The sequence below is a fragment of the Kocuria dechangensis genome (assembly GCF_014636775.1).
Lineage (GTDB): Bacteria > Actinomycetota > Actinomycetes > Actinomycetales > Micrococcaceae > Kocuria > Kocuria dechangensis.
In genome coordinates this window covers 17,757-28,397 of record NZ_BMEQ01000024.1, presented here as the reverse complement: position 1 = coordinate 28,397, position 10,641 = coordinate 17,757, and the positions used below count along the sequence as shown (strand labels likewise).

The 10,641-nt window shown below is 75.0% G+C and carries 7 protein-coding genes; 1 reads left to right on the top strand and 6 read right to left on the bottom strand.

Annotation, left to right across the window (positions count from 1 at the left end; translation table 11 throughout):
* Window positions 1-40: 40 nt before the first annotated feature.
* From IEW07_RS16605 to IEW07_RS16595, 3 genes are all read right to left on the bottom strand, one after another.
* Window positions 41-2,908 carry an FAD-binding and (Fe-S)-binding domain-containing protein gene (locus IEW07_RS16605; protein ID WP_188539275.1) on the bottom strand — a complete coding sequence of 956 codons (2,868 nt, stop codon included), beginning with the start codon at window positions 2,906-2,908 and terminating at the stop codon, window positions 41-43.
* An 84-nt stretch (window positions 2,909-2,992) separates the two neighbouring features.
* Window positions 2,993-3,319 (bottom strand): 2Fe-2S iron-sulfur cluster-binding protein, encoded by a 327-nt coding sequence (locus tag IEW07_RS16600; RefSeq protein ID WP_188539273.1) that lies wholly within the window; start codon window positions 3,317-3,319, stop codon window positions 2,993-2,995.
* A 96-nt stretch (window positions 3,320-3,415) separates the two neighbouring features.
* Complete coding sequence (locus IEW07_RS16595) at window positions 3,416-4,240, bottom strand: thioesterase family protein (protein ID WP_188539271.1); 825 nt, start codon at window positions 4,238-4,240, stop codon at window positions 3,416-3,418.
* 339 nt (window positions 4,241-4,579) lie between these two features.
* On the opposite strand from IEW07_RS16595, the gene IEW07_RS16590 reads away from it, so the two are divergent.
* Window positions 4,580-7,396 carry an AfsR/SARP family transcriptional regulator gene (locus IEW07_RS16590; RefSeq protein WP_188539269.1) on the top strand — a complete coding sequence of 939 codons (2,817 nt, stop codon included), beginning with the start codon at window positions 4,580-4,582 and terminating at the stop codon, window positions 7,394-7,396.
* On the opposite strand, the gene IEW07_RS16585 is transcribed toward IEW07_RS16590, so the two are convergent.
* Genes IEW07_RS16585 through IEW07_RS16575 form a run of 3 tightly spaced genes read right to left on the bottom strand, consistent with a single transcriptional unit; the run spans window position 7,355 to window position 10,641 of the window.
* The gene (locus tag IEW07_RS16585; RefSeq protein ID WP_188539267.1) at window positions 7,355-8,119 is read right to left on the bottom strand and encodes a zinc-ribbon domain-containing protein; all 765 of its coding nucleotides are present in this window, start codon (window positions 8,117-8,119) and stop codon (window positions 7,355-7,357) included. The genes IEW07_RS16590 and IEW07_RS16585 overlap by 42 nt on opposite strands.
* Before the next feature lie 10 nt (window positions 8,120-8,129).
* Window positions 8,130-8,690, bottom strand: a complete 561-nt coding sequence (locus IEW07_RS16580) for a phage tail protein I (protein ID WP_188539265.1) — start codon at window positions 8,688-8,690, stop codon at window positions 8,130-8,132.
* Window position 8,691: 1 nt separating this feature from the next.
* The gene (locus IEW07_RS16575; protein ID WP_188539263.1) at window positions 8,692-10,641 is read right to left on the bottom strand and encodes a putative baseplate assembly protein; all 1,950 of its coding nucleotides are present in this window, start codon (window positions 10,639-10,641) and stop codon (window positions 8,692-8,694) included.

The following is a 10,641-nucleotide window of genomic DNA, read 5'->3' as shown; positions in this document are numbered from 1 at the left end:
CCGCGGTCCTGCGCGCCTGCTGCCGGCGCCCGGCGGGCCGTCAGGCCCCGCCGCCGGCCGGGAGGGCCGCCTGCATCACCTGGGCCAGGTGCACGCCCTCAGCGCCGGTGCCCTGGGCGATCTGGGTGCGGCAGGAGAAGCCGTCGGCCAGCACGATCGTGCCGTCCGCGGCCGCCCGGATCGCGGGGAACAGCTCCCGCTCCCCGAGCCGCTGGGAGACCTCGTAGTGGCCCGGCTCGAAGCCCCAGTTGCCCGCCAGCCCGCAGCAGCCGCCGCCCACGACGGCGGTGTCCACGCCCAGCTTCGCCAGCACCTCGAGCTCGGGGCCGTAGCCGCTCATCGACTTCTGGTGGCAGTGCACCTGGCACACGGCCTGCGCCGGTCCCGCCTCGGTGGCCAGCTCCTGGAAGGGCCAGGGCCCGCCCGCGGCCAGGTGGCGGGCCGCGAAGGCGCCCAGTGTCGTCGTCAGCTCGGCCACGCGCTTCGCGCGCGGGTCCTCGGGGAGCAGCTCCGTGATCTCGTCCTGGAGCATCACGGTGCAGGAGGGCTCCAGGCCGATGATCGGGTAGCCGGCCTCGATCAGCGGCTCCATGACGTCGAGGGTGTCGCGCAGGATCTTCTGCGTCATGTCGAGCTGGCCGGTGGAGTGCCAGGTCAGCCCGCAGCACACGTTGTCCATGGGCAGCAGCACCCGGTAGCCCATGGCCTCCAGGACCTCCACGGCGGCCCTGCCGGGGGCGTCCGCCGAGAAGTTCGTGAACGTGTCCGGCCACAGCACCACGGTCTCCCGCCCGGCCGCGTCGTCGCCCGGCCGGTGCCCCTCCGCCTGCCGCCGGCGGAACCACCGGGTGAGCGGCTGCGGCGCGAAGGAGATCATCCGCCGCCTCGGCTCGATCCCGCCGAGCCGCTTGGTCAGCTCCTCGACGGGACGGAAGGACTCGAGGAGGTTGACGGCCCGGAACGCGAACGGCACCTTCTCCACGATCCGCATCAGCAGCGGCATCCAGCCCATCGTGAACTGGGCCATCGGGCGGCGGTCGCGGCCCAGGAAGGAGAGCAGGCCGTGCCGGTAGTGGTGGTGCAGGAACTCGGCCTTGTAGGTGGCCATGTCCACGTTGACGGGGCACTCGGTGGCGCAGGCCTTGCAGGACAGGCACAGGTCGAGGGCCTCGAGGGTCTCCTTCGACTTCCAGCCGTCGGTGATCGTCTCGCCGCGCAGCATCTCGGCCAGGGACCGGGCGCGGCCGCGGGTGGAGTGCACCTCGTCGCGGGTGGCCTGGAAGGACGGGCACATCGCGCCCACGTCGGAGCGGCACTGCCCCACGCCCACGCACCGGTTGACGGCGCTGGAGAAGGAGCCGCCGTCGCGGGAGAACGCGTGCACGGGCCTGAGGTCGAACGTGCGGGCGCCGGGGCCGGGGCGGATCCCCTGGTCGATGGGCTCGGGGTCCACGAGCACGCCCGGGTTGAACACGCCCTCGGGGTCGAAGACGGCCTTGAACTCGGCGAAGGAGGCCAGGGCCTCGGGGGAGTAGATGGTGGCCAGCAGCTCGGAGCGGGCCCGGCCGTCGCCGTGCTCGCCCGAGACGGACCCGCCGTAGCGGTGCACGAGCTCGGCGGCGCGCTCGATGAACGTCCGGTAGGTCGCGACCCCCGCGTCGGTGCCGAAGTCGAAGGAGATCCGGATGTGCACGCAGCCCTCGCCGAAGTGTCCGAAGGGGATGCCGGTGAGGCCCAGCTCGTGCAGCAGGTCGTAGAGGTCCCGCAGGTACTCGCCCAGACGGGCGGGGGGCACCGCGGAGTCCTCCCAGCCCGGCCAGGCCTCCCCTCCGTCGGGCAGGCGGGTCACGATGCCCGCGCCGGCCTCGCGGATCCCCCACAGGGCCCGGGCCAGCGGCGCCTCGGCCACGATGATCGAGTCGACGACGTTCTCGGGCACCAGGCCCGGCAGCTCGCGGGCCCGCGCCTCGGCCTCCTCGAGGGTGTCGGCACCGACCTCGCAGTACAGCCAGCCGCCGCCGCGGGGCAGCTCGGAGCCGGACTCCTCCCGGCCCGGGCGGGTCTGCAGGGCCTCGACCAGGTCGGAGCCCATGCCCTCGATCGTGTAGACGCCGGGCACGCGCAGCTTCGGGGCGGCCGTCGCGGCCTCGAAGGCGTCCTCGAAGCCCAGCACGGCCAGGGCGGTGTGGGCGGGCTTGCGGACCAGGCGCACCGTGAGCTGCGTGATGATCCCGCACGTGCCCTCGGAGCCTGCGAAGGCCTTGGCGGTGTCGAAGCCCTTCTCGCCCAGGAGGTAGTGCAGCCCGTAGCCGGAGACCTGGCGCGGGAACTGGCCGAGCTCGGTGCGCAGCATCGCCAGGTGCCGGTCCCGGATCGCGGTCAGCGCCCGGTCGATCGCGGGGTCGGACGTGCCGCCCTCGTGCAGCTCGACCTCGCGGCCGTCCGCGAGCATGACCGTCAGCGAGACCAGGTTGTCCGCGGAGGTGCCCCACGCCACGGAGTGGGAGCCGCACGCGTTGTTGGCCACCATCCCGCCGATCGTGCAGCGGGCGTGCGTCGAGGGGTCGGGGCCGTAGGTGAGGCCGAACTCGGAGGCCGCGGCCCGCAGCTGGTCGCAGATCACGCCCGGCTCGATCGTGGCGGTCATGGCCTCCGGGTCGATGGACAGGATCCGGTTGAAGTGCCGGGAGGTGTCGATGACCAGGCCGTCGCCGATCGCGTTGCCGGCCACCGACGTGCCGCCGCCGCGGGAGACCACCGACCAGCCGCGCTCCCGGGCCAGGGCCAGCAGCTCGCGGACCTCCTCGACGCCGCGCGGCTCCGCGACGGCCTCGGGCAGCCGCCGGTAGATGGACGCGTCGGAGACGTAGGCGGCGCGGGTGGTGAGGTCGTCTCGGATGTCGGTCATGGGTCCACTTCCTGCGCGGCGGTCTCGCCGGTCCGTCTGATGCTGCTGGTCAGTGCTGGTGGCCGGCGCCGCCGGTCCGGCGGCTCACCACTCGGGGGCGATGGTGACCTCGGCGCCGTCGAGGTCCTCGGACCACTCGACCTGGCAGCTGAGCCGGGAGGTCTCGTGACGGGTGTCGTCGAGCATCTCGAGCAGGTCCTCCTCCTCCTCGTTGGTCCCGCCGGACTTCCGGAAGGCCTCCGGGTCCAGGTAGGCGTGGCAGGTGGAGCAGGAGGCGTTGCCGCCGCACGTCGCGAGGATGGGGTACTTGTGGCGGGTGAGGGCCTCCATCAGGCTCTCGTAGTCCTTCCAGTCCACACCCTCGGTGCGGGTGCCCTCGCGGTCGATCACGGTGACGGTGATGCTGCTCATGGGGTGGCCTCCTCGGGACGTGCTCGCCCCTGGTCTCGACGTCGGAAATCCCGCCCCATTGTACGGTCGCGCGGGAGTCCGGCCGGACGGGCGCGCTCAGCCGGCGGAGGGGAGGGGTCGGATCGTGAGGGACTGCGCCACCTGGCCGAGGTAGCCCGCCTCGTCGTGCAGCTGGGACTCCGTGAGGCCCACCCCGGTGGGGCCGAAGGTCACGTGGGTGTCGAGGCCCACCCAGGAGGAGACCGGCTCCCGGACCAGGTGCACGCCGAGGTCCACGTTGGGGAAGGCCAGCTCGTCGGGGGCGACGCGCACGGCGATCCCGTTGGCGGCGTCCACGGCCGCGAGGAACTGCGCGGTGGTCGAGGCCTCCTCGCCGGCGACGAGGGGGTGCGGCGCCCGCAGCCACATGGCGGCGCTGCCGGGCCGGTGCTCGCGCACGGCCCGGCTCTGCAGCGAGGCGATGTACCCGCCGCTCCACCGGTCGGTCATGCCGGTGGGGACGGCGTCGGCCACGGGGGCGATGGCCTCCCGGTGCGTGCCGGCGGTCCCCGCGGTCTCGCCCCGCACCAGCCGCCACACGCTCAGCCGGATGCAGGCGCGGCCCGCGTGGCTCATCGTGGCCTCGACCAGCTCGATCGTGCGGCCCGGCCGGAGCATGCGGGTGGTCACCTCGACCTCCCCGCCGGGGATGAAGCCCAGGATGTCGTAGGAGAAGCGCGCCGGCACCACGTCCGGGCGGGGATGGTCGAGCTCCACCACGTGGGCCAGCAGGCCGGAGGCGGCCGCCATGTGCTGCTCGGCGTCGTTCCACGCGCCCTGCGAGTGCAGCGTGGAGCGGAACCGGGTCCCGTCCAGCCGCACGAAGTAGGCGTCGGGGAAGTCCTCCCCGCCCGCGCCCAGGTGTCCCGGTGCTCCGGCCATGGCCCCTCTTCGTCGTCCGTCCCGTCCGTGGTGTGACGGGGACGACACTACCCATCGGTCGGCCCGGGGGACGATCACGCCCCGGACCGGACGGGAGTCCTGTGTCCCGGATCTACTCGCCGGTTGCTGCCGTGACTCCATCGTTATGCCTGTAATCCGTGGCATCCGGGTCTGACCAGGGGCGATCCCTCCTACGATGAAGGCGGGCCCGGGTCCCCCACGGCGCCTCCGTCCGGGGCCCGCGCGCCGAGGGACGTCCCACGACGCGTCCCTCGCGCCACGAACACCGACACGCACACGGGCACGCACCGACACCGAGACCTTCCGGGGGTGGACGCCATGACGGGTACGGACGACGGTCCTGTCCGCCTCGCTCCGCCCCGAGCCGGCGGACTCGTCCGCGAGCGCCTGATCCGCAGGCTCGACCCGGTGCTCTCGGCGCGGCTGGGCGTGGTCGCAGCCCCGCACGGGACCGGCAAGACCACGCTCCTGGCCCACTGGGCGGCGCGGCGGCCGGAGCATCTGGTCTGGCACCGGGCGGACCCGGCGGACGCGCAACCGGAACGGCTGCTCGCCGGCCTGGCCAGGGACGTGGCGGCTCTCGTGCACGTTCCCGAGCCGAGCTCCACGGCGGGCCTGGCCTCCCTCCTGGCGGCGGACGCCGGCCGGCCCCTGTGCATCGTGCTGGACGACGTCCACCTGATCATCGGCACCCCGGCCGAGGCCGAACTGGAACGACTGCTCCTCCTCTGCCCGCCCAACGTCCATCTCGTGGTGGCCGGCCGGCAGGCGCCGTCGTTCAGCCTCGCCCGCCCCGAGTTCTCAGCGGTGGTGCTCGTGGACGGGGAGGACCTGCGCTTCCGGGCCGACGAGGCCCACGCCCTCTTCCGCGACGTCGACGGTCTGCGCATCGATCCGGTCCGGGTGCTCGACCTGGTGCACGCCACGGACGGATGGGCTGCGGCGCTGCACCTCTTCCGCCTCCACACGATGAAGCGCAGCCCCGTGGAGCGGCACCGGGCGGCGTGCGACACCGGGGCCCACTACGCGTGGGACCATCTCAGACGCCACGTGCTCGCCGACCTGGCCGAGGACGAGGCGGAGCTGCTGCGGGTCGCGTCCATGCTCGACCTCGTCACCCCCCGGCGCTGCGATGCGCTGCTCGGCACCTCCGGCGCCGCGGCGACCGCCCTGCACGAACTCGGCCGGCGGTCCCTCCTCGTGGACGACGACACCGCGCCGTGCCTGCGGATGCCGGAGGTGGTGCGCCGCTACTTCGCCGACGAGCTGCGGGAGAGCACGGAACGGGACACCTACGCGGCCCTGCGCGGCCGGGCGGTGGAGCTGCTGGAGCGGGACGGTGCCCTGGGCAACGCCCTCGCTCTCCTCGCGGCGGACGGCCGGTGGCCGGAGGCGCGCCGGCTGCTGGTGCGCTCCGGTGCCGGGGCGTTCGCCCCGGGGTCCTGCGCGTGGGCCGAGCTGGTGCCCCCCGAGCTGACCGGCACGGACCCCTGGTTCGCCCTCGCCGAGGCGCGGCGGCTGTTCGACGACGGGCGGCTGGCGGGGGCCCGTGCGGCGGCGTGCCGGGCGCTGACGCTCGCCGGCGGCACCGGGTGCGCGGTGATCGCCACGGAGCTCCGGGCCCGGTCGGCGGCCTGGGACGCGGCCAGCGAGGAGCTGCCGGAGGGGGGACCGGGCGGGGAGCCTCCGCTGCGCGCGGCCATCAGGGGCAGTCCCGCGGCCGTGGCCCGCTCCCTGGGGGCGGACCCCCGGGAAGAGGACCTGCTGGCGTCCGGCATCGCCTCCCTGCTGGCGGGCGACCGGCGGACGGCGCTGCCGGTGCTCCGCCGGTGTGCCGAGCGCCTCGACCGGGACCGGCTCGCCGCGCTCGCGGCGCAGCTGGTCCTGGCACTCTTCGAGTCCGACGAGGCGGGCGCCGTTCCCGACGCGTCCGCCGCGGAGATCGAGGCCGTCCACCGCCACGCACGGTGCGGCGGGCTCTCCTGGCTGGCCCGGCTGACGGACGGGATGCTGGCGGTCCTGTCCGGCAGCACAGCGGGGGACGAACTCGCCGAGGCCGTGTCCCGCGACTGCGAACGACGCGGTGACGCCTGGGGCGCGGCTCTGCTGCACGCGGCCGCCCTGCTCGCCGGTGGCTCCGGCGGCGCCTCGTCGCGGCAGGGCTACACGGCCCTCGCCGGGGAGTTCCGCGCCCTGGGCGCGGACGTCCTGGCGGCGTGGGCGATGTCCCGGGCCGCGCCTCCGTACGGGCCGGACGCCGTTCCCTCCGCGGCCGGGTTCCCCGAGGGGCCTCTCGCCGGGCCCCGGCCCGCTCTGCGCGGTCCGGGCTCCGACGGCACGGACGACAAGGGCGCAGCCCGCTGCCTGACGGGGGAGCTGCCGGCGGGGACCGGCGCCCCCTCGCTCGCCGTGACGTGCTTCGGGGGTCTGGCGGTGCACCTGGGCGGGGAGCCGGTGGACCTGGCCGAGGTGCGCCCCCGGGCCCGGACGGTGCTGCGGCTGCTGGCCCTGAACGCCGGGCGGCCGGTGCACCGGGAGTGGCTCGCCACCACCCTGTGGGCCGACCTGGACGAGGCCCGGGCCCTGCACAACCTGCAGGTGAGCATCTCCGCCCTGCGCCACGTCCTGGACCCGCGGGGGGCGGGGGGCGGTCGCAGGGCGGTCCTGCGCCAGGACGACTCCTACGTGCTCGTCCTCGGTCCCAGCTCGTGGTCCGATCTCGCCGAGTTCGACCGGCTCCTGCACGAGGCGGACCGCGCCCACCGGCGGGGAGACCCGGCACGGGCCGCGGTCGCACTCCAGGGCGCGCTCGACCTCTACACCGGTGACCTCCTCCCGGAGGAGGGGCCCGCCGAGTGGGTGGTGGGGGCCCGGGACCGCTACCGTCTGCGGGCGGCCGGGACCGCCGGGGCGCTGGCCCGGACGAGGCTGTCCCTCGGGCAGGAGAAGCAGGCGGTCGGGGCGGCGGCCCGCAGCGTGGAGATCAACCCCTGGAGCGACGAGTCCTGGCGGTTGCTCATCGCGCTGCTGCGTGACTCCGGTGAGGTCGCCGAGGCCGAGCGCACGCGCCGGCGCTACTGCGACATGCTGGCGTCACTGGGCATCGATGCCGGGACCGACCCCCGGCGGCGTTGAGGACTGGTGCCACGTCCGGCCGGCCGGATCGTCGTGGCCGAGCGGGCCTTCCGCCGCCGAGGCCGCGAACCCGGCGTACAGCAGGTACACGGCCACGAGGACGACGAGGACGATCAGCCCCCACAGCAGCGGCGACAGACCCTTCCGGTGCGGGCGTGACTGTCCCACGGGCTGGGGCGGGGGCGGAGCGAGGGCGCGGCTGAGGTCCAGGGCGCAGCGGCGGCAGAAGTGCCGGTCGGGTGGGTTCCCCGCCCCGCAGCGGGGGCAGACGATCTCCCCCGGTGCAGGAGGCGTCTCGGGTTCTTCGTCGGGCGGTCGGGGAGGCCGGGGGCGGCTCTCCTCGGGAGGGACGGGGGGCGGGTCGCCCGGACGGTGAGGGGCACGGGGGTGGGACTCCTGATCGGGCACCCGCGGCAGCACGGTCGTCCGGTCGTCCTTCCCGGGGCCCTCGGGGCGATCGGGGAGGGCGTCCGGGGGGAGCTTGCGGACCTTGTCCGGATTGTGCGGTATCCGTCTCCGGTCCGTTCCGTCGTCCTGGCCGCTCCGGTCCCGGTTGTGCTGGGACCGCTGGAGCTCGGGCTCCGGGGACGGGCCCGGTGCAGGACGCGGTGGGGGGACCGGGGCGGGGGACGGGGCGGCCTCCCACTCCAGGTAGGCGCCGCAGTTGGTGCAGAACCGGGTGCCCGCCGCGTTGCGGGTGCCGCACTCCGGACAGATCAGCATGACGTCCTCCTCAGGACCCGTTCCCCGCCACCAGGACCACCTCGAGCGTGTGGGGGACGTGGGCGGGCTTCACGGCACGCACCACGGCGTCCAGCCTCCGCACGTCCACGTCGTCCTGGGACCGGGCGTGGACCCGGACGTGGAGGGCTGCGCGCGGGCTGCCGGGGAGCTCGGAGCCCGGCGACGAGGACCACACCGTGCCCCCGGAGTCCTCGACGTCGACGTCGACGACTCCCGACCCGGTCAGCCGCACGGCGTCGGCGATGCCTGCCGCGGTGCCCCGCCGCCGGTGGATGAGGGCGCCGTGGGCCACCACTTCGCGGCGCTGGGCCACGGGCCAGTGCTCGTCGACGCGCACTCCCACCCACTCGGCCAGCCAGGCGAGGAAGTCCTCGGGGGCGAGCCGGGGATCGACGTACGACGCCAGCCCGTCGAGGGTGAGGAAGACCGGGGCGAGAGACTCGTCGAAGCTCGCCAGGAACCTCTGCAGGAACTCGTCCTCCTGCAGGACGGCCGGCAGCCGGGAGACCACGGGGACGGGGCTGGGGAGCCCGGGGATCCGCCCGCGCATCTCATTCTCCTTCCGTGACGCGCACCTGGTGCCCGAAGGAGAACACCAGGTCGTGCTTGCCCAGGTCGATCCGCTGGACGGGGTCCCCCCGCTCGCCGGTGCGGGGGTCGGCGGCGAAGATCAGCACGTCGTCCACGATCTCCGTGCCGGACAGCCGCTGCAGCACCGCGTGCACCTCGCCGGCCTGCACCGGCCGGCCGAACGGCCAGCCGTCCCCGTCGGGGCCGCCGCGGATGGGGTCGAAGTACCGGTAGAGAGCCCGCAGCGCCTCCCGCTTGAGCCCGTCGGTGGCCGCCCGGCGGCGCGCCGTGAGGCGTGCCACGACGGTCACGCCGCGGTAGCGGGGCGGCTCCACGGCGACGCGGACGCCGACCGGGCGCCGCTCGTCCAGGTACTCCGCCACCGTGGCGAGGGTCCCCTCGTCGGGGACGAGGTCCCCGAATCGGAGCCGGTCGTCGTCGTCGGGCACGGCGGTGGGGACCACGAGCACGCGCACCCCGCCGGCCTCGGCGGCGGTGGTCGCGGGGATGCAGCGCACGCGGGCGATCCCCGGGGCGGCCCGGCGGGACAGCTGCTCGTAGTCCTCGGCGGTGACCGCCCGGTCGCGGGTCCGCAGGGCGAGCGGGCCGCGCTCCCGTGCCTGGTCGACGGTCTCCAAGGCCACCCCGCCCTGGGCGGCCCGGCGGTTCTCGACCCGGACCACGAACGGGATCGTGGAGCGCAGCACGGACACCTCGTGCGCGACGACGTTGCCGCGCGGGCCCCCGCCGGTCCGGTACTCCGGGACCCGCAGCGTGCCGCCGACGGGCGGGACCGCGCCGTAGGAGCGCAGGGAGCCGTCCGCCTCCCGCACGGCGGGCGGGAACCGGACGACGCCCTCGGCGCGGTCCAGCTCGACCACCCGGTCCTCCGGGCCGCTGTTGGCGAAGGAGTCCACCTCCCGCCAGGTCTGCCACCCGGAGCCGTCGGTGACCTCCACGGTGAAGGGGCTACCTCCCGGCACCACGGGACGGCGGGCCAGGGGGAAGGCCTGGCCGGGCACGCCCTCGGACGTGCCGAGGACCTCGCCGTGGACGGTCTCCGCGTGCACCGCGGGAACGGAGCCTCCGATGGTGAAGGCGCTGACCGATCGGATCCGCGGCGAGGCGCTGTAGGGCGGATATCCCTCCAGCGGGTGGACCACACGGCAGCGGATCCAGCCCGCGCGGGCGCCGCCGACCACGGACGCCGTGTGGGTGTGGGGCAGGTGGACGACCACGTCCCCGGACCGGTTGAGGCCTCCCGTCTCGTCCTTGTCCACGTCGCAGCGGGTCCACCCGGAGCCGGTCCAGGCCTCCCAGACCAGGGGCGGGTAGCGGGGGTCCACCCCGACGCCGCGGACCTCGCAGTCGAACCGGAGGGCCAGGGCGCAGGAGGGGGCGCTGTCGTCGAGGCCCAGCAGCAGCGCGTCGTCGGGGGTGGGGGGTTCCCCGAAGGCGGGGAAGTCCTCGTCCCCCCGGGGCCGGAGGGGGCGCGGCACGGGCTCGCCCCCTCGGGTGCTCGTGCGGAGGTGGGCCAGTCTCCGGGGCGGGATCACCAGCTCGCGGGCGGTCGTGAAGGAGACGGCCTCGTCCTCGTCGGTGCGCCGCGTGGCGGCCTCGGTGCCGCGGGGCACGACCACGGCGTTGGGCTGGGGTGCCGAGAGCCACAGCAGCAGCTCCACGGTGGCGGCCGTCGGCGGGTGCAGGCTCACACCGAGGAGCTCGAGGAACGCGATGTACAGGCGGTCCGGGACGCGGTTGAGGCGGTAGAAGAGCTCGTCCGTCATGAACGCGAACGCCTCGATCAGCGTCACCCCCGGATCGGAGACGTTGTGGTCGGTCCACTCGGGGCAGCGCTGGGCGATCATCCGCTTGGCGTCGTCCACCAGGTCCTGGAAGCGCCGGTCGTCGAGGTTCGGTGAGGGGAGCAT

Coding starts and splice junctions, on each gene's coding strand:
- IEW07_RS16605 (WP_188539275.1), bottom strand. CDS start 2,908: ATGACCGACATCCGAGACGACCTCACCACCCGCGCCGCCTACGTCTCC.
- IEW07_RS16600 (WP_188539273.1), bottom strand. CDS start 3,319: ATGAGCAGCATCACCGTCACCGTGATCGACCGCGAGGGCACCCGCACC.
- IEW07_RS16595 (WP_188539271.1), bottom strand. CDS start 4,240: ATGGCCGGAGCACCGGGACACCTGGGCGCGGGCGGGGAGGACTTCCCC.
- IEW07_RS16590 (WP_188539269.1), top strand. CDS start 4,580: ATGACGGGTACGGACGACGGTCCTGTCCGCCTCGCTCCGCCCCGAGCC.
- IEW07_RS16585 (WP_188539267.1), bottom strand. CDS start 8,119: ATGCTGATCTGTCCGGAGTGCGGCACCCGCAACGCGGCGGGCACCCGG.
- IEW07_RS16580 (WP_188539265.1), bottom strand. CDS start 8,690: ATGCGCGGGCGGATCCCCGGGCTCCCCAGCCCCGTCCCCGTGGTCTCC.
- IEW07_RS16575 (WP_188539263.1), bottom strand. CDS start 10,641: ATGCTCCCCTCACCGAACCTCGACGACCGGCGCTTCCAGGACCTGGTG.